The sequence below is a fragment of the Streptomyces sp. NBC_00377 genome (genome assembly GCF_036075115.1).
Taxonomy (GTDB): domain Bacteria; phylum Actinomycetota; class Actinomycetes; order Streptomycetales; family Streptomycetaceae; genus Streptomyces.
The window spans coordinates 6161300-6183554 of record NZ_CP107958.1; the positions used below are offsets into that span (position 1 = coordinate 6161300).

17 protein-coding genes, 1 tRNA gene and 3 pseudogenes are annotated in these 22255 nt (G+C 68.5%); 12 read left to right on the forward strand and 9 right to left on the reverse strand.

Translation table 11 applies throughout. The features are described 5' to 3' along the window. Positions 1-354: 354 nt before the first annotated feature. The 3 genes from OHS71_RS27400 to OHS71_RS27410 all read left to right on the forward strand — a co-directional run bounded on the left by OHS71_RS27400 (position 355) and on the right by OHS71_RS27410 (position 2531). Complete coding sequence (locus tag OHS71_RS27400) at positions 355-1011, forward strand: hypothetical protein (protein ID WP_328481986.1); 657 nt, start codon at positions 355-357, stop codon at positions 1009-1011. A 404-nt stretch (positions 1012-1415) separates the two neighbouring features. Continuing rightward, positions 1416-1547 carry an integrase gene (locus tag OHS71_RS27405; protein WP_443047064.1) on the forward strand — a complete coding sequence of 44 codons (132 nt, stop codon included), beginning with the start codon at positions 1416-1418 and terminating at the stop codon, positions 1545-1547. A gap of 899 nt (positions 1548-2446) precedes the next feature. Further along, positions 2447-2531, forward strand: a tRNA-OTHER gene (locus OHS71_RS27410). Positions 2532-2730: 199 nt separating this feature from the next. Here the strand turns inward: OHS71_RS27410 and OHS71_RS27415 are convergent. After that, entirely contained in the window at positions 2731-2949 is a 219-nt protein-coding gene (locus tag OHS71_RS27415; RefSeq protein WP_328481987.1) for a hypothetical protein, read from the reverse strand. A 628-nt stretch (positions 2950-3577) separates the two neighbouring features. Then, a complete protein-coding gene (locus tag OHS71_RS27420) occupies positions 3578-3871 on the reverse strand; it encodes a hypothetical protein (protein WP_328481988.1) in 294 nt (97 codons plus the stop codon). A gap of 196 nt (positions 3872-4067) precedes the next feature. Between OHS71_RS27420 and OHS71_RS27425 the strand changes: the two genes are divergently transcribed. The 7 genes and pseudogenes from OHS71_RS27425 (at position 4068) to OHS71_RS27455 (ending at position 9440) form a co-directional block, all read left to right on the forward strand. Then, positions 4068-4337: a hypothetical protein gene (locus tag OHS71_RS27425; RefSeq protein WP_328481989.1), complete on the forward strand. Its 270-nt coding sequence runs from the start codon at positions 4068-4070 to the stop codon at positions 4335-4337. A gap of 2 nt (positions 4338-4339) precedes the next feature. Beyond that, a complete protein-coding gene (locus OHS71_RS27430) occupies positions 4340-4537 on the forward strand; it encodes a hypothetical protein (protein ID WP_328484823.1) in 198 nt (65 codons plus the stop codon). Beyond that, positions 4483-5106: pseudogene (locus OHS71_RS27435) on the forward strand (hypothetical protein); the annotation flags it as partial. The gene OHS71_RS27430 and the pseudogene OHS71_RS27435, both read left to right, overlap by 55 nt. Positions 5107-5153: 47 nt before the next feature. Further along, complete coding sequence (locus tag OHS71_RS27440) at positions 5154-5753, forward strand: site-specific integrase (RefSeq protein ID WP_328481990.1); 600 nt, start codon at positions 5154-5156, stop codon at positions 5751-5753. A gap of 318 nt (positions 5754-6071) precedes the next feature. Continuing rightward, complete coding sequence (locus tag OHS71_RS27445; protein ID WP_328481991.1) at positions 6072-6395, forward strand: hypothetical protein; 324 nt, start codon at positions 6072-6074, stop codon at positions 6393-6395. Between the two features lie 97 nt (positions 6396-6492). Continuing rightward, the gene (locus tag OHS71_RS27450; protein WP_328484662.1) at positions 6493-7146 is read left to right on the forward strand and encodes an ABC transporter ATP-binding protein; all 654 of its coding nucleotides are present in this window, start codon (positions 6493-6495) and stop codon (positions 7144-7146) included. Next, positions 7143-9440: an FtsX-like permease family protein gene (locus tag OHS71_RS27455; RefSeq protein ID WP_328481992.1), complete on the forward strand. Its 2298-nt coding sequence runs from the start codon at positions 7143-7145 to the stop codon at positions 9438-9440. The genes OHS71_RS27450 and OHS71_RS27455 overlap by 4 nt, the downstream gene beginning before the upstream one ends. Before the next feature lie 154 nt (positions 9441-9594). Here OHS71_RS27455 and OHS71_RS27460 read toward each other — a convergent pair. From OHS71_RS27460 to OHS71_RS27470, 3 genes and pseudogenes are all read right to left on the reverse strand, one after another. After that, positions 9595-10533 (reverse strand): annotated as a pseudogene (locus OHS71_RS27460) (oxidoreductase). Positions 10534-10937: 404 nt separating this feature from the next. Next, complete coding sequence (locus tag OHS71_RS27465; RefSeq protein ID WP_443047175.1) at positions 10938-12821, reverse strand: SulP family inorganic anion transporter; 1884 nt, start codon at positions 12819-12821, stop codon at positions 10938-10940. Positions 12822-13216: 395 nt separating this feature from the next. Continuing rightward, on the reverse strand, positions 13217-13825 hold the full coding sequence (locus OHS71_RS27470) for a carbonic anhydrase (protein ID WP_328481993.1): 609 nt from the start codon (positions 13823-13825) through the stop codon (positions 13217-13219). A gap of 273 nt (positions 13826-14098) precedes the next feature. Between OHS71_RS27470 and OHS71_RS27475 the strand changes: the two are divergent. Both OHS71_RS27475 and OHS71_RS27480 read left to right on the forward strand, forming a co-directional pair. Continuing rightward, a pseudogene (locus tag OHS71_RS27475) lies at positions 14099-15010 on the forward strand (response regulator transcription factor); the annotation flags it as partial. A 272-nt stretch (positions 15011-15282) separates the two neighbouring features. After that, positions 15283-16809: a sensor histidine kinase gene (locus tag OHS71_RS27480; RefSeq protein ID WP_328481994.1), complete on the forward strand. Its 1527-nt coding sequence runs from the start codon at positions 15283-15285 to the stop codon at positions 16807-16809. A gap of 164 nt (positions 16810-16973) precedes the next feature. On the opposite strand, the gene nirD is transcribed toward OHS71_RS27480, so the two are convergent. The 4 genes from nirD to OHS71_RS27500 all read right to left on the reverse strand — a co-directional run bounded on the left by nirD (position 16974) and on the right by OHS71_RS27500 (position 22111). Next, the gene (gene nirD, locus OHS71_RS27485) at positions 16974-17324 is read right to left on the reverse strand and encodes a nitrite reductase small subunit NirD (RefSeq protein WP_328481995.1); all 351 of its coding nucleotides are present in this window, start codon (positions 17322-17324) and stop codon (positions 16974-16976) included. Beyond that, the gene (nirB, locus tag OHS71_RS27490) at positions 17321-19936 is read right to left on the reverse strand and encodes a nitrite reductase large subunit NirB (RefSeq protein ID WP_328481996.1); all 2616 of its coding nucleotides are present in this window, start codon (positions 19934-19936) and stop codon (positions 17321-17323) included. Before nirB ends, nirD begins: the two co-directional genes overlap by 4 nt. Next, positions 19936-21150, reverse strand: a complete 1215-nt coding sequence (locus tag OHS71_RS27495; RefSeq protein ID WP_328481997.1) for an NAD(P)/FAD-dependent oxidoreductase — start codon at positions 21148-21150, stop codon at positions 19936-19938. The genes nirB and OHS71_RS27495 overlap by 1 nt, the downstream gene beginning before the upstream one ends. A gap of 334 nt (positions 21151-21484) precedes the next feature. Further along, positions 21485-22111: a class F sortase gene (locus tag OHS71_RS27500; RefSeq protein ID WP_328481998.1), complete on the reverse strand. Its 627-nt coding sequence runs from the start codon at positions 22109-22111 to the stop codon at positions 21485-21487. Positions 22112-22255: the final 144 nt, after the last annotated feature.

Below are 22255 nucleotides of genomic sequence, written 5' to 3' on the forward strand. Positions count from 1 at the left end.
CGCCGGTCCCCGACCCTCACCGATCGGCAACGGCCCCGGCGCACCAAGGAGGACGGCACCCTGTGCGGGGGTGCCGTCCTCTTGTGCATCGTCAGTGACGACTGTCAAGCCACGGCATTGACCAGGCGAAACGCCGTTTGCTGGCGTTGGCTGCCGTTGAACCCGCGTGACGTCGTTGTGCCCTCGTTGTGCCCTCCACCTGCGGCTGAATCCCGTCACGGGCCGTCACCAATGGGGCCTCGTCCTGCTTAGCCGGCTTGGGTCGTGGGCAACGTGGTAGGTCACGGCCCTGCACGTCACACTGTGGTCCCTGTCTCCCGGAGCCGAAGCCCCCGCCAGCGGCATGATGGCATCATGGCGAACCAAACCGCTGGCGAGCGGCTCGAAGTACAGAGTGCAGCACTCAAGTACATCACTGAAAACCGCAAGAAAATTGCCGCACAGGCAGAGGCCCGCTGCCCTCACGATGGACGTTTGCTTGCTGCGATCTACCCCGTAGGGGGGAAATCTTGGGAATGGCGAGTAGGGGAGCACCTGACACGTGAGCAAGTGGTCAGGGAGCGTCTCGCCATGGCGGCGATGGAGTACGAGGCTCTAATCGAAAACGGCACACACCGTGAAGAGGCATGGGAGGGGACTCTGGGGCTGGCCAGCGACCACAGCCTAGGGGATCGCGTGCCTACCTCACCCCCGAAGGTCACGGGACCATGCGCAGTTTCACCAAGGGAACACGACCCAGCCGACCTGGCGAGACTACGTGACGACCTCCCGAGAGGGGACTTCGCGAGCTGCGTCAAATGTCGGCGCACCTTCATGATCCAGACTCCGGTGATGATCTACGCCGCTGGATACGGCCTCATGAAGCGCACCAGAAAGCCGATCATCGTCCATCCTGGCCGGGTGAATCCCGTTCGTCCCGGTGACCGTGTTCCTGAGGGTATCCAGGTGTACGGGTTTGAACCTCCCTGGTATCCATCACCCTGGCGGATCATCGGTCTCCCGGATGAGTAGCTCATGTACCCTGGCTCCGACAATCTCAGATTCGCGCGTACGTGGCTCGTCGAACCTGTCCGTGATGTTGCGCACCCGGACCGCACCCGGAAGGGGTCGGTTTCGCGTGCCCACAGTAGCGTTTGTGGCGACTGCACTAGCTGGCGGAGTTGTTGTCGGAATCTTGATTTTGGTCTACGCGACCGTTAGACGGATTACTCCCGAGTCATTCAAGATCAGCGCCACCATTGCCCGGTGTGCCTCGTTCTCGGTCGAGATTAAGGCGGCAAGAGGTTCAGGTCGTTGAGCCATGTGGCGGGCTGGCCGGGGCGGGACCGGCCCGGAGAAGCCGCAAGCACGGCCCGACCGACGGGCCCGCCCGCGTAGCAGGCGGCTTGGCGGCCGGGGCCAGCACGCGGGAGTTGATGACGCGGTCGGGGCACAGCAGTCCCCGGGCGGCGCTGACCTACCAGCACATGACCAGCGACCGTGACCGGGCCATCGCCGACCGGCTCGGAGCCATGATCCGCGACGGCGGGGGAGGGGCCTCCGGCTAGGGGATGTGGACTCCGCGTGGACTCTAGTGGCGCGCATGTGGCACGACCTCTAACACGACGAAGGGCCAGCCTGGGAGGTAGCCCCTTCTGAGCTGGCCCTTCTGGCTGTGCCCCCGGCAGGATTCGAACCTGCGACACCCGCTTTAGGAGTTCGGTCGCGAGCTGGCTTGGTGGTGTTTCCTGCCGACGTTATGACCAGGCACGGATACTCATGGCCGTCTTCGTCCGCCCTTGTTGATGTCAGCTGTGGATGTCAGAGACCTTCTTTCGCCTCGGAGTCCAAGCAAGGCGGCAGGGGGTGGGGATTTTCCCTCCGTACGACAGGGCTAGCACGACGCATCTGGCATCCCGGCGGTCGTAGCCTGTCGCTTCCCTGATCTCGGTGATCGATTCCTGCCACTTCCCCTGCTGGATCAGCTGTCGTGCCCGTTCCTGCGTGAACCTTGGGACGGGGATCCTAAGGGCGCGGATGATGTCGGCATCCCAGCGCTGTTGGCGCGCACGCCGGACCCGCATCCAAGTTCCGATCGACCACTTCATTGCTTCCCCCAGTAGCCCGCACGGTGGCCTCAAAGCTGACTGAGGATACGGGGTGGCAGGCTCACAGCCGCGTACGCGTACCGCCGTTGAAGCCCAGTGGCGGTGGTGGGTTGGATGGGTTGCCTGCTGGAATGACACCCAGACGCAGGCTCGGCTCGCACTCATGGGAGCAGCCCGCGGACTCCCGGGCGAACTGGAGCCGGCGAAAGCCAGCGGCGGCCCCGGCGACGTCCGTATCGGTCCGGTAGATGAATTGACCATCCATGTCCGGTGATGAGCTCGACCTGAGCCGGTGGTCTGAGGCGTCACCCCTTGAAAATAAGTGGGCTGTCCAGTCTCTGAGTCGGTACGATCCGCCTGGCTATGAGTCGTTTAGCGGCCCAAGACGTCGCGCTCGGGTTCGCCCCGACGCGGAAACCCCGGTTCGAATCCGGGCCGTGGCCACCCCTGGCGCGTCTGTCCCTGTCCCGGTCGGGGCCGAGTCCTAGCGGCGATTTGGCCTCAGTTGGCGATCGTGTTGCTCGGGAGGCCGGTGGAGCCTCAACCCCGGAGTCAAGGTGCCCCGCCGGCCTGCCCTCTCGATGCGAACTACGGGCGGGGCGTTTGCTGAGGCCTGCAAGCCAGGCCAGGAGGCTTGCCAGGGTCAGGCACGGGCAGTGCTGGTCGGCGCAGTTGCTGTACTCCGCTGCTGTACAGCGCGGCCCGCCATAAGCGTGGTCACCAGCGCGAGGGCGTCCAAATAGGCGCTCAGGGCATTGGCGGCCACGCTCCATGTCATCACGATGATGACCACCAGCACTGTGATCACCCACGGCTTTGCGCCGAGGTTTGACAGGCCGTACGGGGTAAGGGGCACACTCATGCTGGGAACCTCCAAAGGGTTCGTTGCCCACTTCGTCGTCTCGCCGGCAAGCCTGTGCGACGGAGTGGGCGTTCTCGTATGCCCATAGTGGGCGGGCCTAACGGACCCTTGTCAATTCACTGGTTGCTGAGCAATGAGCAGTCCAATTGGTCTGGCAGTTGAAAGCACGTGGCTGAACCGACCAAGTTGGTGAGCAGCAAGCACTCCTCCACCTGTGGAACGGAAGGCACCTTCCTACAAGTGCCGAAAGATGGCGACGAGTTGGAGTCTTTGACCGAGGGAGGATTTTCGACCTTTCCCGCTCAGTCGACAGTAAACGTGACCCTTATCACGCATCGCCAGACACAGGTAAGTCGCAGTTCAAGTCGGCGGAGCCTCCAAGACCGATGCCCGAATCGAGGCGACGGGCACGGGGCGCCAGTGAGAGCGGTGCCCTACCAAACCGCAGCTTTAGAGATCGTGCTCATCCTTATCAGGTCGATCACGGGTAGCTGACGGCATCTATCAACTCGCTTGCGGCCTCGAATGATCGTCCGCCTGGAGCCGGGACTGACCGCTGCTGTCCGCGCTTGTTGGTGTCAGCCGTTGGTGTCAGGTGTCAGGGCACCTCTTGACAGATCGTCCCAAGTCAGCGTTCGCCGTGTCCGGGTGCCGTGAGATCCACCCATATCCAAGGCTTGCGGTGCCACGTACGCACTTCGCCTATGACGAGGTCAATGGTCGTCCCCACAGGCGGCAGCTCCTGGGCGAGTCGCTTCACTCCAGGTTCGCTCTTGCGGCGAATCAGGTCCATTGAGGCGCCCACGGGTTCGTAGTCGTTCAGTTCCGCCATGAGGCCCCATGGCTCGTGACTGGTGATCGTTGCTTGGACGGTCTCGCCCTGACGAAGCTCGCTGAGGGGACGCCTCGACTCATCTGCCATGGCGGCATCATCCCTCCTCAGCCCACCACTCTCCCCAGCTCCCATCCCGTCCGCCGTCGACCCACACACCGTGGAGCGGGCGTGGTTCCTGGCGTCCGCGCGCCGCGCGCTGGTCCGTCTGCGCCTGGCCGCCGACATTCCCACCCCCCAGCACATCCGACGTGAGTGAAGGAGACAGTACGACCCCGAGAACGCCATGGAGATCCTCGCCATCGTCGAGAGCCTGCCGGCCGCACTGACGTCGGTGGCGAACGTGATGAAGATCCTCGCGGAGCGCTCCGACTCGGAGTTCCCGCTGGAGAAGGAGGTCGCGGACGGCTTCAACGACATCTTCGGCGCCCTGATGAGCGCCGTCGCGGTCGCCGAAGACATGGGCCCGCTGTTCCGGCAGGCCCATGAGCAGGACATCGCCCGTCACGAGGACCCCCGCAACGGCCCCGAGGCTGAGAAGGGCTGGAACGTCTAACCATGAGCAGCACCGCCACCGCCAAGAAGCAGCACGTCAGCAGTGGCCCGGTGCTGGACTGGGCGGCCGGTCACGGACCCGTGACCGGCGCCCTGTCCGCCACCACCGGAGCCTTCGCCCTCGCCACCACCGGAGCCGCCACCGCCACGCCGGATCGGCCGGCCTGCCCTGGGTCCTGCCCGCCCTCAAGGGCGAGCTGAAGACCGCGGACGACAAGCCCGTGCGGTCCGGGGTCGACTGGCTTGCGGGCACCTATGAAGAGGCGCTGGTCATGTTGGATGCGGTGCTGGACATCGGTCTGCATCGCAAGAAGGCGTATCAGGACCTGCTGCCCAAGGCGAACACGGACCTGTTGCCGATTAGCGCGAAGATCCCGCAGATCTTGCTGGTCGTCGACGAAGGTGCCGAGATCCTGGTCAGCACCGACCGGCAGATGAAGGAACTCGCGAAGAAGATCCTGGAAGTCATCCGGATGCTGCGCGCCATGGGCATCCGCACCGTCCTCACCGCCCTGGGGGCGACCGGCAGCGTGCTGGGCAACCTGATGATCCGCCGCGAGGGCAAGGTGCGCGTCGCCCTCACCGGTGGCGAGACCGAGGGGATGGACCTGGGGAAGATGTTCCCCGGCCGCCGCGGACTGCGCGTGGAGCAGGCCCCGTACAAGGGAGCCGGGTTCATGGGCACCCCGGAGTCGCCGGCCGCGCTGTTCAAGGCGTGGCGGATCCTCCCGAACCAGATCCGGGAGATGTCCACCCGCTCGACCCGGAGGCGGTAAAGGCCCTGATTGTCACAGCGTCTCCGCGGTATCGGGCGCTGGTGCGGCAGGCGGCTTCTACTGGGCTGCGCCAGGGCGAGCTGTTCGGCCTGGAAGTTGGGGAGCAGTCCGAGACCGTCACGGTTGGGCAGCAACTGATCGGACCTGACATAGGTGTGCCGTACTTGGGTGAGCCGAAGACCAAGCAGAGCTACAGAGCAGTGCCCCAGGGGCAGTCCGTCGTCGACGAGATCGAGCGCCACCGGAGAGACTTCCCGCCCAGGGGCGTGTATATCGAGGACCGGACGAACCCTCGTAAGCCCGTGTGGCGTCATGCCCGCTTGCTGTACACGAGCCAGACGGGTGGCGCGATCCGGCGCGGCAGCTGGGCGAGGCTGTGGGCCCGCAACATCGAGCGGGCGAACGCCTACCTGATGAAGTCCGGCAGCAAGGTACGCGTCCCTGAGGGCACGACGCTTCACGACCTGCGTCACTTCTACGCCTCCGTACTGATCAAGAACGGGGCTACACCGAAGCAAGTTCAGATGCGCCTCGGTCACGCTAAGCCATCGATCACGTTGAACGTCTACACGCATCTATGGGAGGCGGACGTGGATCGGACAGCCGACATGATGGAAGCCGTTCTGAACGACGTGCCCTGAGAGTGCCCTGAGGGCATGAAGTACGGCTGACTTCCCAGGTAGGGAGGCAGCCGTACACCCTGTGGGGGGTGCCGTCCTCTTGTGGTTTTCGGCGGAGTGGCTGGAAGTCGATCACCTGATGTGATGGTGAGGCGGCGGCTGAAGGTTTCAGCACGTAATCCACGCGCTACTTTCTGTAGTCATCGGTGGCCGAAGGGGCTGCCGGGCTCTCAGAAGGGTGTAGCGATGAAGAGGGCTTTCCTTGGGGTTGTGGCGGCAGGCCTGATGGTGGCTGGGGTGGGGACTTCGGTGGCCGACTCGTGGCACAAGGTCGGCTCCATGAGCACCACCGGTGCTGACTTCTTGGAGGGGCGGTACCGCTTCAACTCGTCGGAGCGTAACCATGGCTCTTTCGAGTGGGAAGGCAAGTTGCGTGACACGAAGGTGGCGGATGGCCACAACGTTTACGTGATGGTGCGTGTCGAGTCACATGCTTGGTCGCGATACAAAGGCAAGCAGGGAAAAACCGTCACCTTGCACCACTCGAATTGGGATGGAGCTCAGCTCTACACCGATGATGCGGAGATGAAGGTTTGTCGCGATCGGGGAAGCCTGAGGCCTGACAACTGTTCTCGCACTAAGCCTTTTTCGAACCCGCGCTAAAGGGTCTGCTGAACCACAGAGCCCAGATGCCTGCATCTGGGCTCGTTCTCACAGGGGAACCACAATCAACGCATCAGACGCCCTGTCCGCCACGGATATTGACCTTTTCTATGGCGAGACCCTAGCTGTCAAAAGCGCCAGAATCAGCCTACGTCGTGGTGAGGTCGCGGCGATCACTGGGCAGAGTGGCTCGGGTAAGTCCTCGCTTCTGTACTGCCTCGCAGGCGTGTTGCCTGTGGCACGAGGTGAAGTGCGGTTCGATGGACGTGTTCTCGGTGAACTCGATGATCAAGAACTCAGCGCGCTGCGCCGAGAGCGCTTCGGATTCGTTTTTCAGTACGGAGAGCTACTTCCGGAGTTGACGATCGAGGAGAACACGGCGCTGCCTCTCCGTCTGGCCGGGCACCGAAAGGCGGCAGCGCTGACGGCCGCCGGGGAAGTGCTGAGCCGGCTAGGTCTTGCCGACCTCCGACAGCGGCGGCCTTCACAAGTCTCTGGAGGTCAGAGTCAACGCGTCGCAGTCGCACGGGCGTTGGTGCATCAGCCGGCAGTGGTGTTTGCCGACGAGCCAACAGGATCCCTGGACAGCGCTAACGCTACAGCTGTGCTAGACGAGTTCCTGTCCCTAGCTCGTTCTCAGGGAACTGCCGTGATACTCGTCACGCACGATGCTCAAGTGGCCTCCCGGGCGGACAGCCAGTACGTAATGCGTGATGGCGTTCTGTCGGTACTGGCACGGGAGGCGGCATGAGTACGTTTCTCCTGGGGCTACGGCTGTTGTTTGGCAGCGGGCGTGGCAACCGCGTGCGGTTCTTCCTGATGGTTGCAGGCAGTGCTGTCGGTGTGGCTTGCCTAGGCATGGTGCTTGCAATTCCTGGGATCCTCGCTGCTCAGGACGGACGCAAGGCTGCGCGTGAGGCAAATTGCCCTCGTGATGACCGGCGGGGCTGCTTGGATGCGGACACCGCTCCGCTTGAACTTCATCTGACTGACCCATTCGGTTCGCGACCTATGACTCGCGTCTTCTATGCGCCGGGTGCATTTTCCATCGACCCTCCGCCCGGCTTGAAGAAACTGCCCGGTCCCGGGGATGTGTTCCTATCGCCGAAGCTGCACGAGGAGCTTAAAAAGGAGTCTGGCCTCACTCAGCTCCTGCCGGGACGAGAACGGGGGAAAATCGGTAGGGAAGGACTGGCCCACCCAGATGAGCTGTTCGCATACATCGGTGTCGACCGTGACCAGTTGAAGGACGGATCTCCGGTTACGACCTTCGGACAACCGTACACAAACGACGAAACGGTTGAGCCTTCGACGCTGGACATTGTGCGGTTCACGCTTGCAGGCGTTGTGTTGCTTCCGCTGGCCGTCTACCTGTCCGTGTGTGCTCGCTTGTCTGCGGCGGCGCGCGCCCGTCGGCTCGCCGCCCTGCGGCTGATCGGTCTGAGCAAAAAGGACGTTCAGCGCGTCAATGCGGCTGAGACGGTCGTCGCGGCGTTGCTCGGGGCGGTGCTCGGCCTAGGTGTCTATGCTGTGGCCAATCAACTTGTTTCCCGTATTGGCCTTCCTGGATTCAGATGGTTCCCATCCGATGGCGCGTTGTCCATGCCAACGACCCTGGTGTGCCTTTTTGGTTGTCCTGCACTGGCTTGGTTCGCGGGTGTGGTAGGGGCAAGAAAGGCTGCTAGCAATCCGCTGGCCGTAAGAAGTGCTGCACCGGAAAAGTCGCCCGCCAAGTGGGGATTGTTGCCACTCCTGCCAGGACTGGGCATCGTCGCCGGATACTGCGTGGCCGGGGCAACAGGGCACGTACCACGGGACACTTCAGTCTCGTCGATTCTGATGCCGCTCGCCGTCGTCCTCATTGGTGTCGGAATCGTTCTATCCCTCCCCGTCATGTCGCGGAGTCTGGCTCGAAAGGTGGCGCACAGTAGCCGCTCGCTGTCTCTCGGCTTGGCTATGAGGCGCAATGAAGTCGAGCCGGGCGGGGCTCTCCGAGTCGCAACTGGACTGGTGCTAGTGGTCTACGCGGCATCCTTGGCGCAAGGAGTACTCATTGAATTGGATCAGGTTTCCAAGAATACTTCTCCAGTCCAGACGTACAGCCTTCAACTCGACGGGATTTCACAAAAGAAGCAACGGGCCTTTGAAGAAGTGGCGGGAGTGCAGGGCCACCTGGTTGAGGCGCGATCGTGGAGCAATCTTAACCTTGAAGAGTGGCAACATTCCGCCGGTATTCTGATCGCCACGTGCGCTCAACTGCAAAGGGTGGCGCCCATGACGAAGGGGTGTGTGGACGGGCGTCCCACACGATTGCTGCTTCCGGAGCAGCCCTACGACGAGGCCAGTAGACCGGGAGCGGTCTATCCATTCCATCTCTACGGTCAAGGTGGTCAACGCCGGGTTGTCGAGATGCGAGTGCCGGAGGAGGAAATTCGCTATCACGATAGCGCGGCAATTCCCATTGCCAGTAGCGGTGATGTGCTCCTCCCGCCTTCCTTTTTCCCCGCCGGATTTCGTCCTGAGGGTGCCACTCTAGTTCTCCTCAGCAGTTCACAGCCCTCCACTGTCCGGGCCGTACTCGATAACATTGGTGGTGTCGATCCGACGGCTGAGGTGGTTACCCCAGGAGTGGTGGTTACCGCCCTTCAGCAGATCACCGTGGTCAAGACCATCCTGGGTATGGGTATGGTCCTCGGCCTCATCATTGGCGTAGCCGCTTACCTCGTTGCTGCCACGGACCGCGCGGTCGAACGTCGACCGCAGGTGACTGCCCTGTCCCTGCTGGGGGCGCGGCCGCGTACGTTGCGGGCTGTGCAGGTGGCGCAAGTTGTGTTGCCGCTGGCGGTAGGCCTTGTGCTGGCGGTCGTGGCCGGGAAGGCAGCCGAGTCCAGTTACCTCGTCACCGGTGGTGGCCAGGTCTTCTGGGACGGGGCTGGATTGCCGTTGCTCTTGGCCTGCGCACTTGGGGTCGTGGCGATTGCCGCTGTCGGATCCTTGCCCTTGATCGGGCGGCGTATCGACCCGGAGTTGATTCGGCGGGATTGATCGGCCCTGGCGCTGCATGCTGACTGCTGCCCGCATCGTCGGCACTGGATGCCGTACTGGATGCCGTACGGGAGGCCCTCCTCCAGGGGCCACACCAGCCGACTTCGTACACGTGTGCGGCTGGGCCGCGGTGCGGGCAGGGAGGTGCCGGGGCTCAGGCATTGAGGGCGCCGTAGGACACCCCGGTCAGCTGCTCGGAGGAGGCCCACAGCAGCTCACCCGCCCGGTCGTCGACGGTCCAGGGCGCTCGCCTCGACGACCCGGGCGCCCCGCGCCACATCGCGAGGGACGGCCCGGTGAACGAGTCCGGGCGGACCCCGGGTGCGGTCGCCGCGTGAAGGGCCGGCAGCGCACCGGCCTCGGCGGGCTGGGCGAAGACCCGGTTGCCGAGCGCCATCAGCCGCTCGGCCCCCCGACGTCCCTCGGCGCGCGGCCCGGCCGTCTGGAGGTTGGTCGCCGCGTATCCCGGATGCGCGGCCGCCGCGACGACATCCGCCCCGGCCGCGCCGAGTCTGCGCGCCAGCTCGTGCGTGAAGAGCAGGTTGGCGGTCTTGGAACGGCCGTAGGCAACCCAACGGCGTTACCGTTTTTCGGAGTTGAGATCGCCCGGGTCGATGTTGCCGAGCAGGTGGGCCATGCTGGAGACGGTCACGACCCGAGCGCCAGCCGGTCGGTCCTGCGCGGCGAGCAGCGTGGGCAGCAACAGCCCGGTGAGGGCGAAGTGCCCGAGATGGTTGACCCCGAACTGCGTCTCGAACCCGTCGACGGTGGTGCCGTACGGCAGCGCCATCACGCCCGCGTTGTTGACGAGCAGGTCGAGCCGCTCGTACGGCAGCGCCTCCGCGAACTCCCGCATCGAGGCGAGGTCCCCGAGGTCGAGCGGCCGCAACTCGACCTCTGCGTAAGGCACTTCACCGCGCAGTAGCCGTACGGCCTCCTGGCCCCGTGTCTCGCTCCGGCAGGCGAGCACCACCCGCGCCCCCTTGCGGGCCAGCTCACGTGCGGTGATGTACCCGAGGCCACTGTTGGCCCCGGTCACGACGGCGGTGCGCCCGCTCTGATCGGGGATGTCGTGCGCGCTCCAGCCGGACATGGCCGTACTCCCTCCGCAGTGTGCGTGCAGCCTACGGCGCTCCCGGCCGCCCCGCCCCGCACGCACCCCTCACCCGGCGCAGGGGCTCGGGCCGAGGTCGGACGGGCGGGTTGCTGTACGAAGCCGGCAGTACGGGGTGGCACGCGTCATCGACTCCCGCACGGGCCGACTGGTCCCGAGCCATCAAGTCAGCGCACCCCAGGGTTACTTCATCAACGACGTGGCCCTGCTCGGCGACCGCGCCTGGTTCACCAACTCGTGGGACGCCGTCCTGCACGGCGTCCCAGCGGTGCCGTCGGCCGGTGCTCCTCGTGCTCGTACCGCAGGATCACGGGACGCTCGGTGTCCCATGTGCACGGCTCACGCGTCCCCTCGCCACACGGGCCCGGGCCACACATCCCCCGTCACCTCTGCCCTCGCGCGAACCCGGGGGAGTACTCGTCCGTGTACCCCTGGGCATGCCCGGCGTCGTATCCCTCGCCGTAGCCGCCCGGGTGGCCCTGCGTGTGCCCCGGGGCGTACTCCTCCGCGTATCTCTGTGCGAAGTCCTCCGGCATCGGTGTGGTGTCCAGGTAGAACCACTCGGCCGTGGGGCCGGGGGTGGGGACAGGGGCGGACACGGAGGCCGTGGCGGTGGCCGGGGCCGTCCGGCGGCGGGGGAGCGGGTCGGAGCGTGCGGGGTCGTCGGCGGCCGGTGCCGTGTCCGTCCCGGTGGGCGCGGGTTTCGCCGGGCCCGGCATCAGCAGTTCCACGCGCAGGCCCTTGCCGCGCTGCTGGGCGGTGAACTCCTCCACCTGGCTGCGGCAGGCGTGGTCGAGGTGGGTCACGCCGGTGAGGTCGAGCCGGATGCGGGGCCTGCCCGCCTCTGCGGCGGACTCGAGCGCCTCGATGACCTGGGGCAGCCGCAGGAAGGTCGCGTTGCCGGCCATGACGACCTTCGCCGTGTCGTCCTCCGTGTGCTGCCGGATGACCGTCTGCGACATGCGCACGGCGGCCAGCACGATGCCTGCCGCGAGGCCGATCAGGACGCCCTCCAGGAGCGCGGTGGCCACGATGACCAGCGTGGTCAGCGTCATGACCGCGAACTCGCCCCGGTCCTGCCGCCACATCTTCGGGAACTCGTGGGGGGCGAAGAGTTTCCAGCCGGCGTGGACGAGGACGCCCGCCAGGACCGAGATCGGGATCAGGGCCAGCACCTGGGGCAGCAGCAGCGCGAACGCCAGCAGCCACAGGCCGTGCAGGGTGCGCGAGAGACGGGTCTTCGCGCCTGCCTGGACGTTCGCCGAACTGCGGGCCACCACGGCCGTGATGGGAAGGGCGCCGAGCAGGCCCGCGACGGTGTTGCCGGCGCCCTGGGCGATCAGCTCGGGGTTGTAGCGGGTGCGCGGACCGTCGTGCATACGGTCCACCGCTGCTGCCGTGAACAGGGACTCGGCCGAGGCGATCACCGTGAAGGTGAGGATCGCGGTGATGATCCCCGCGTCCGCCAGGCCGGCGAACTGCTCCGGGCCCGGCACGTCTACGGAGGCCAGCAGGTTGCCCACCTGGAGCGTCTTGACGTCGACGCCCGGGAGCGCGGCGACCGCGATGCCGATGCCCACTGCGACCAGCGCCGCCGGAACCTTCCTGACCGGTCCCGGCGCCTTCTTCCACAGGACGCTCAGGACGACGGTGACGATGCCGAGCGCGGCCGCGATCATCGCCTGCGGGTCGGCCACCGTGTCCGCGAGCAGGCCGGGGACACCCGCCATGTTCTCCAGCGGGGTGCCGGGGGCCTTCGCGTCCGCCACCGGGTAGGCCTGGCCGAACATCAGCGGCAGGCCGATACCGGCGAGCATGCCCTGGACGACGGCCAGGGAGATCGCCTGGAAGAACCGGCCCAGTCTCACCAGGCCGAGGACGATCTGGAGGAGGCCGGAGAAGAGCACGATCACGCCGAGCATGGCCACGCCGTACTCGAGGACGGTCTCCGCGACCAGTGCGGCGAGACCGGCGGCCGGGCCGCTCACCTGGAGCGTGCTGCCGCGCGCCGCGCCCACCACGAGACCGCCGATGACGCCCGAGATGATGCCCAGTTCGGCGGAGACGCCCGAGGCGACGGCGACACCGATGCAGAGGGGGAGCGCCACCAGGAAGACGACGAGAGACGCGGTGATCTCGTTGGCCAGGTCTCCCTTCGGCAGGGCGGCCCTCAGGGCGGCCTTCGCGGGGGCGCCCCGCTCCGGCGTGGGAGTCGGTGCAGTCGCCGAGGCGGGGGCAGGGGCGGGCGTGGGTGTCGGCGGGGCCATGGGCCGGGGCGGTGGCGCGGGCGGCCGATGCCGGGGACCGGTCAGCCCGGCCGCCTCCCCGAACGTGCGGCCCCTTCCGTCGCTGTCCGCGGAGCTCCAGTCGGTGCCCGTGCCCGTGCCCCAGCCCGTGTCGCCCTTCCCGTCACTGTCTGCGGTGCCCCGGTCGGAACCTGTGCCCCGGTCTGTACCCGTGGCCGCAACGGCATCCGTGCCCGTGTCCCAGTCCCCGCCCGTGTCCCAGTCCCCGCCCGTGTCCCAGCCGGTACCCGTGTCCCAGCCGGTACCCGTGTCCCAGTCCGTACCAATGTCCCAGCCCGTACCCGTGCTCGTACCGGCGCCCGCGCCCGCCCCGGCTCCCGTGCCTCGGCTCCGGGCGTGCCGGGCGTGTGTGCCGCTCATGCCGCGTGCACCCGGAACAGGCCGTCCTCGTCGTCGAGTTCGTGCACCTGGCCGGTGTGTACCTCGTAGTACCAGCCGTGCAGTCGCAGCCGTCCCTCGTCGAGACGTCGTCGCGCGGCCGGGTAACCGCGCAGCATCGAGAGCTGGTTGACGACGTTGAGCTGGGCGACGTCCGGCATCGACGGGTCCTCGACGGCGCCGTCCAGGACGGGGGCCAGCCTCGGGCGGGCCAGTTGCAGCCAGGCGTCCACACCGGGCAGGGCGGACAGGTCGTCGCCGGACTTGATGGCGCCCATCGCGCCGCAGTGGGAGTGGCCGCACACCACGATGTCCTGAACGCCGAGCACCTCCAGCGCGTACTCGATGGTGGCGGCCTCACCGGAAGCGGCCGGTCGGCCGTGCGGCGGAACGATATTGCCCGCGTTTCGCAGCTCGAATATCTCGCCGGGTCGTGCGCCCGTGATCAATGCGGGCACCACCCGTGAGTCCGAGCAGGTGATGAACAATGCCTCGGGATATTGCCCCTCGGCCAGTCGCCGGTATTCGCTGCTTTCCAGGTCGACCCGCCGTTTGAACGAGCGGGCACGGTCCAGCAATGCCTTCATCGACATCCTCCCGGTTCAGACCAGTTGAGGCCAGTTCAGAGCTGGTCGGTATGGGGGCCGACCAGTTCCTCATCACCGTAGAGAGGCGTTTGCCAGGCGAAGGTTAGAGGAACACTAAACCGCCGACAAGAATGGGACAGTTTTGGTCCGGAGTTGAGCCGCTGATCACATTGTCCGAGAGGTGTAAGGCGGTTTCCTGACCGTTCTTGTAGCGTGACGGATCCACGGAATCACGGAACACGCGAATTCGGCGCACAGGAGAGACGGGAACGCATGGGTGTACGAGTCCTGCTCATCGAGGACGACCGGACGATCGCCGAACCGCTCGTCGAGGGCCTCGGGAACTTCGGGCTGGCGGTGCGTCATGTAGGCACCGGGAACGAGGGTTTGACGGGCCCGTACGGCGATGTCGTCCTGCTCGACCTGGGGTTGCCCGACATCGACGGTATCGACGTCTGCCGGGGCATCCGGCAGGTCTCCGACGTTCCCATCATCATCCTCAGCGCCCGGGGGGAGGAGGCCGACCGGGTGCTGGGTCTGGAGCTGGGCGCCGACGACTACCTGGCGAAGCCGTTCAGCATGCGTGAGCTGGTGGCGCGGGTGCGCGCGGTCACCCGGCGGACCCACCGTGGCCTGGTCGAGGGCGAGTTCGCGGGACGGGAGCCGGTGGGCTTCGCCGGTCGGGAGCCGGTCGGCGGAGAGCCCTTCGCGCCGGCCGCCGCTTCCTTCGCCCCTCCGGCCATGGAGGCGTTCGATGCGTTCGAGGTCTTCGAGGGCACCGCAACGGCCACCCCGGCCGGGCCGGTCGCTCCGCCCGCGGCGGCGACCACGGCCACCCCCTCCCCGGTCGCCGCCACCGCCGCAGCCCCGGTGACCGCCGCGGCCGGTCCGCTGGTCGTCGACCGGCGGACCCGGCAGGTGTGGGTCGGGGAGGAGGCGGTGACGCTGACGCCGAAGGAGTTCGAGTTGCTCGCGCTGCTCACCGAGGATCCGGGGGCGGTGTATTCGCGGCAGCAGATCCTGGACCGGGTGTGGGACCCGCACTACCAGGGGCCGACGAAGACACTGGACGTCCATGTCGCCACCCTGCGACGGAAGTTGGGCAACTCCGCCTGGATCCAGACGCTGCGCGGAGTGGGCTTCCGGCTGGCGGTGCACACGGCCGCCCCGAGCGCGCGCCGGCCATACGAACCGCCGACCCCCCTCCCGCCGCCCCCCACCGGGCCGGTCGACCACGCCCCGACCACACACGCCCAGGCGGCCCATGACCGGTCGGCCCACCACCCTTCGGTCCACGACCCCTCGGCCCATGACTTCGCAGCCTACGAGTCGTACGGCCACCAGCCTCCGGCCGCCCGCCCGAACCCGTCGTACCCGTCATACCCGCCCTCGTCGCCACCGGGGCCCGCGCCCACGTCCGGGCGGGACCGCGCCCAGCGGCACCCGGCGGCCTACCGATGACGCGTCGGCTGCTGCTCAGCTACCTCACGCTCGCCGCCCTGCTCCTGCTCTGCCTGGAGGTCCCGCTGGGCTTCGTGTACTCGCGGGGCGAGCGGGAGCGGGTGATCAACGCGGCGAAGGACGAGGCGGAGTCGGTCTCCGCGTTCGCCTCGCTGTCCATCTCGGCGGGCCGGGCGGCGCAGGACCTGCCCGAGCGGGCCGCGCACTGTGCCGAACGCATCGGCGGCAAGGTGCTGATCGTCGACGGGAACGGCGCACTGCTGGCCTCCTCGCATCCGCTCACCGGGCGGGAGGAGGGTGGCCTCGCCGCCTGGCCGGGTATCGCCGCCGCGCTGCGCGGCACCGCGACGGCCGATGTGCGCACTTCCACCATCGGCGGTGTGCAGTACCTCGCGGTGGCGACCCCGGTGCGTCACGGGGTCGAGGAACAGGGCGCCGTCAGGATCACGGTGCCGACCCGGACGGTGTCCGAACGGGTCCACCACGCCTGGTTGCTGCTGGCCCTGGGCGGTCTCGCGGCGCTCACCGCGGTGGCCGCGCTAGGGTTCGTCATCGCCCGCTGGACCGGTCGGCCCATCCGTGAACTGGAGCGCGCTACCCACGAGTTGGCGGTGGGCGGCGCCGCCACCCCGGTGACGGTCACCGAGGGGCCGCCGGAGGTCCGCAGCCTCGCCGCGACCTTCAACCGGACCGCCGCCCGGCTGGAACACCTGCTGGCCTCGCAGCGGGCCTTCGCGGGTGAGGCCTCGCACCAGCTGAAGACGCCCCTCGCGGCGCTGCGGCTGCGGCTGGAGAACCTGGAGAACGACATCGCCCTGAACGCGCGGGGCTCGCTCACCGCCGCACTGACCGAGACGGACCGGCTGGCGCGGATGGTGGAGGGGCTGCTCGCGATGGCCCGGCTCGACGAGAGCGCCGCCGAACGGGAGACGGTCGACCTGGGCCGGGTGTGCGGGGAGCGCCATCGTGCCTGGACGCCGCTGTTCGAGCGGCACGGCGTCCGGTTGGCGCTGGCCGGTGACTATGCGGGCGAGGTGCTGGCACTGCCCGGCGCGGTCGAGCAGATCCTCGACAACCTGCTGTCCAACGCCCTGCGGGTGGCGCCCCCGGGCTCCACGGTCTCCGTCGACCCGCGTCACCACGCGCCTCACGAGAGGCGGTTCCCGCACCGCCATCCGCATCGCACCGCGCACCGGCCGGCCGGTCCGGCATGGGTCGAACTGCACGTCATGGACGAGGGCCCCGGTATGACGGAGGACCAGCGCCGACGGGCCTTCGACCGCTTCTGGCGCGCCCCGGACGCCCCCAAGGGCGGAACCGGCCTGGGCCTCGCTCTGGTGCAGCGTCTCGCCCACGCCGGCGGGGGCGAGGTGGTCCTGCGGTCCGCGCCGCGCGGCGGCCTCGACGCGGTGGTCCGGCTCCCGGCCGTACCGGCTGCCCGGCCCGCCGGCTCGGCAGGACCGGCCGTCCCCGCCCAGCACCCGGCGAGACGCCTCCAGACCACGACACCGGGCCGACGGTAGCGATGCGGACGCCCGAGGTGGGACGCCCGCTTGCCCGCTGCCCGCTGCCCGCTGCCCGCTGGCCGCCGGACTCCGGACGGCGTGGGCGTCGGGCATCCGGCCGTGCGGCCGCGAGGCGTGAAGCCGCGAGGCCCGGTCGGCCGGGTGGACGTGGTGCCCGGCCGTCAGGCCGTCCGCACCTCGTACGTGGTGATGCGTACCGTCTCGTCGTCCAGGCACTTCCCGTTCAGCAGGTCGAAGCGCTGCTTGAGCAGGGGGGAGGCGACGAACGTGCGGCCCTGGTGGGTACCGGTCAGGCCGCGTGAGAGGACGGCCGCGCCGCCGAACGGGTCGCGGTTGTCGACGGCGTACAGCTCGCCCGCCCGGTCCCGGAACAGGGCGACCTGACGGCCGTCGGGCAGCAGGGCGGCGACGCCCCGGCCGGGGATCAGCCGGCTGAGGTCGCAGACCGTGAACCACTGTTCCTGCAAGCGGAGTTGAACCTTGAGGTCGGTCGTCTCGGGTGCCAGGGTCATCGCTGGGCGCTCCCTTCCAGGGGACGGTGGCCGATGGACAGCAACGGCAGGTCGGGCTTGATCTGGTCACGCTCGGGCACGAAGCCGACGACCGGGTCGGGGGTGTCGGGGGCGTTGACGAAGGACACGAACCGGGCGAGCTTCTCCGGGTCGTTGATGGTGGTCGCCCACTCGTCGGCGTAGTGCGCCACGTGGTCGGCCATCAGGGACTCCAGCTCCTCGCAGATACCGAGGGAGTCCTCCACCACCACGTCCCGTACGTGGTCCAGGCCGCCGGGGATCCGGTCCAGCCAGGTCGAGGTGCGCTCCAGACGGTCGGCGGTGCGGATGTAGAACATCAGGAACCGGTCGATGAGGCGCACCAGTTCGGTGTCGGTGAGGTCCTGGGCGAGCAGGTCGGCGTGGCGCGGGGTGGCGCCGCCGTTGCCGCCGACGTAGAGGTTCCAGCCGTTGGAGGTGGCGATGATGCCGAAGTCCTTCGACTGGGCCTCGGCGCATTCGCGGGCGCAGCCGGACACCGCCGACTTGAGCTTGTGCGGCGAGCGCAGCCCCCGGTAGCGCAGCTCCAGGTCGATCGCCATCCGGACGCTGTCCTGGACGCCGTAGCGGCACCAGGTCTGCCCGACGCAGGACTTCACCGTGCGCAGCGACTTGCCGTAGGCGTGGCCCGACTCGAAGCCGGCGTCCACCAGGCGGGTCCAGATCAGCGGGAGTTGCTCGACCCGCGCGCCGAACATGTCGATCCGCTGACCGCCGGTGATCTTCGTGTAGAGGCCGAAGTCGCGGGCGATCTCACCGATCACGATCAGCCCCTCGGGGGTGATCTCACCGCCGGGGATGCGCGGGACGACCGAGTAGGAGCCGTTCTTCTGGAGGTTGGCGAGGAAGTGGTCGTTGCTGTCCTGGAGAGCCGCCTGCTCGCCGTCCAGGACATAGCCGCTCGCGCCGATCGTCGGGGCCAGGGAGGCGATGATCGAGGCGACGGCCGGCTTGCAGACCTCGCAGCCGTCACCGCCCCGGGCGCCGTCCCGGCCGTAGCGGTCCAGGAGGTCCTGGTAGGTGTTGATGCGCAGGGCGAGGACGATCTCGTAGAGCTCCTCGCGGGTCTGCGAGAAGCAGCCGCACAGGCCCTTGTCGACCTCGACGCCGCTCGCCTCCAGCTCCGCGGTGACCAGCTGGCCGAGCACCTTGGCACAACTGCCGCAGCCCGTACCGGCCTTGGTGCACTTCTTCACCTCGGGCACGGTCGTGCAGGAGTGCTCGGTCACCGCGCCGCGGATCGTGCCCTTGGACACGTTGTGGCAGGAGCAGACGATCGCCTCGTCCGGCAGCGCGGACGGCCCGAGCTGCACGGACTCCCCGGCTCCGGCCGGCAGGACCAGCGACTCGGGGGCGACGGGCGGCACGGACCCCGTGAACGCGCGCAGGGTGCCGTAGGCCTCGGCGTCGCCGACCAGGATGCCGCCGAGCAGCGTGCCGTCCCGGCCGATGACCAGCTTCTTGTACAGGCCCGAGCGGGAGTCGGAGTAGACGACGTCGAGGCAGTCCTCGGCGGTGCCGTGCGCGTCGCCGAAGGACGCCACGTCCACCCCGAGCAGCTTCAGCTTGGTGGAGAGGTCGGCGCCGGTGAAGGACAGCTGCTCGGACTCGTCGTCGGCGATGGTCGCGGCGACGGTGATGGCCTGCTCGTAGCCGGGGGCCACCAGGCCGTACACCCGGCCGTCGGCGGCCAGCGCGCACTCGCCGATCGCGAAGACGCGCGGGTCGTTCACGGTGCGGCACTGCTCGTCGACGGCGATGCCGCCGCGCTCGCCCACCGTCAGGCCGCACTCGCGGGCCAGCTGGTCGCGGGGGCGGACACCGGCGCTGAACACCACCAGCTCGGTGGCGAGTTCGGAGCCGTCGGACAGCTTCATGCCGGTGACCGCGCCGGACTCGTCGACCACGATCTCCTGCGTGCCCACACCCGTGTGGACGGACAGGCCCATGTCCTCGATGGTGCGCAGCAGCGCGGCGCCACCGCCCTCGTCGACCTGGACCGGCATCAGACGGGGCGCGAACTCCACGATGTGCGAGGTGAGTCCGAGACCCTTCAGCGCGCCGGCCGCTTCGAGGCCGAGCAGGCCGCCGCCGACCACGGCGCCCGTCGTCCTCGTCTTCGCGTACTCCTCGATCGCGAGGAGGTCGTCGATCGTGCGGTAGACGAAGCAGCCCTCGGCGTCCTTGTTGGGGACGGGCGGCACGAAGGGGTAGGAGCCGGTGGCCAGGACGAGGATGTCGTAGTCGACCGCCAGTCCCGAGCGGGCAGTGACCCGGCGGGCCTCGCGGTCGATCGTCTCCGCAGGGTCGCCGACGTACAGCTCTATGCCGTGGTCGGCGATGAACGCCATGTCCGTCATGGACAGGTCCTCGGGCGTCTTCCCCGAGAAGTAGGAGGTGAGCTGCACGCGGTCGTACGCGGGACGCGGCTCCTCGCACAGCACGACCACGCGGTGCGTGGCGGTGAGGCCGCGCTCGGCGAGCGCCTCGAGGAAGCGCTGGCCGACCATGCCGTGGCCGACGAGCACGATCGTGGGGCCGGTCCGGTCCCCGACAATTGCGGTCGTGGTCATCAGGAGCCTCCGTCGTTGGTGAGCAGGTGGAGCAGGGGGCCGCCGTCGGAGGGGAGCGGCTCTGCTCCCTCCCAGGCGCGTGCCAGCGCGCCCACGGTGCCGAGTTCGCCGACGAGGACCCCGCCGACCAGGCGGTCGTCGCGGACGACGACCTTGCGATAGGTGCCCCGGGTGGCGTCGGCGAGCTGCACGACGTCGTCGCCGGGGAGCGGCTCCGTCTCGCCGAACGCGGCGAGGTCGAAGGCGCTGTTCCCGGCGAGGGTGAGCCGGGTGAGGGCACGGGTGCCGCTGTAACGGGCGTTCTCGTCACCGGCGAGCGACGCGGCGAGGACGTCCGCCTGTTCCAGCGCCGGTGCGGCCAGCCCGTACACGTTCCCGTCGTGCTGGGCGCAGTCGCCGATCGCCCGGATGTGCGGGTCGGACGTGCGGAGTTCGTCGTCCACCAGGATTCCCTTGTGCACGGCGAGGCCCGCGTTCTTGGCGAGACCGGCGCGCGGGCTGACCCCGCAGGCCAGCACCACCAGGTCGGCGCCGAGCGTGTAGCCGTCGGCCATCTCGACCGAGCGGACGGCGCCGCCCACGCAGCGCACGTCGCGGACCCGGCATTCGGTGTGCACCTCGACGCCGAGGTCCTTCAGGTGGCGGAGCACCAGCCTGGACGCGTTCGGGTCGAGCTGGCGCTCCATGAGGCGCTCGGCCTGCTGTGCCAGGACGACCTGGGCGCCGCGCACGGCGAGCGCGCGGGCCGCGGAGACCCCGAGGAGCCCGCCGCCGATGACCACCGCCCGTACGCCCGGCCGTACCGCCTTGGACAGGCCGAGGCAGTCGTCCATGGTGCGGAAGGCGTGGACGCCCTCCGGCAGGACGTGGTCCGGTGTGAACAGACCGCGCAGGGGAGGCAGCACCGGGTTGGAGCCGGTGGCCAGCACGAGGGTGTCGTATGCGATCTCCGAGCCGTCCGCGCAGGCCACGGTCCGCCCGTCGCGGTCGATGCCGGTCACCCGGGCCCGGACCAGTCCAGCGGGCGCGGGCAGCGCGATCACCTCGGGGGCGTACCGTCCGGCCAGCACCTCGGCGAGCAGGACCCGGTTGTAGGGCCGGTGCTCCTCCTCGCCGATCAGCAGCGCGGGCGTGCCCAGCTCGCCGAGCCGGCGGGCGAGTCGTACGCCCGCGAGGCCGGCGCCGATCACCACCACACGCGAATTCGAGGTCATGTCCAGGAGCGTGCGTTGCCGACGTTACCCGGCAGCATCACCGTTGTTTCCCGCGAGGAACGCTGCCCTCAGCGGGGCCGTGGCGCAGGTGTGAGGGTTCGGCCCGCGCCCCCGCCGTACCCTCCCACCCCCGGCGCGCCGAGCCGCACGTACGGGTCATCGGGGGCTGGCGACGTGCTCGTACGCTCGTCGCCGCGGACGGCGAGTGTGCGCGTGGTGGTCGTCGTCGAGGACGGTGGACGTGCTCGTACGGTCGCCGGTCGCAGGCGGCCGGTGCAGGAGTCGGCCGGGGGAGCGGGGCGGGGCCGGTGGACCTGCCGCCGCTGTCCGGCGGTCAGGCGCGGGACGACGTGAGGTGGGCGAACACGACGACGTTCCCCTGATAGCCGGTCGACTTCGTGTAGCCCCCACCGCAGGTGATCACCCGCAGCTCCGGCCTGCCCGCCGCCCCGTACACCTTCTTGTCGGGGAAGTCGCGGGCCCGGTACACCTCCACGGCGTCCACGGTGAAGACGGCCACGCTGCCGTCGCGCCGGTCCACCTCGACGGCACTGCCCTTGCGCAGCGCGCCCAGGTCGTAGAAGACGGCGGGACCGTCGGCGTTGTCGACGTGACCGGCGACGATCGCGGTGCCGGTGTCGCCGGGAGTCGTACCGGCCTCGTACCAGCCGGCCAGGTTCTCCTTCTCGGCCGGGGGGACGTCGAGGTTGCCGGTCGGGGTGAGACCGAGTCCCGTGAGGGGGGCGTCCACGTGGATCGCGGGGATCCGGACGCGGTTGGGCGGCGAGGGCGGCAGCGCCGGCGCGGACGGGGTCCGTACGTCCGGGCCGCCCGAGTGGGCCTCGGCCGCGGACGGCTGCGGAGGGGCGTGCGTCTCGGCGCCGCTGTGCAGCAGCCATGCGCCGCAGCCGAGAGCGACCACGGTGACGGCCGCTATGGCGGTGTTCCCGACCCTGCGCATCCCAGGCCCCTTCTCCGTGCTCTCCAGGTTCTCCGTGCTCTCCGGGCGCTTCGTGCTCCCGGGTTCTCCGGGTTCTCCGGGGCCTCCGGGTTCTTCATGAAAGCCTTCGTGGCGCCCCCTCGTCGGACGCCCCTGGTCACGGGG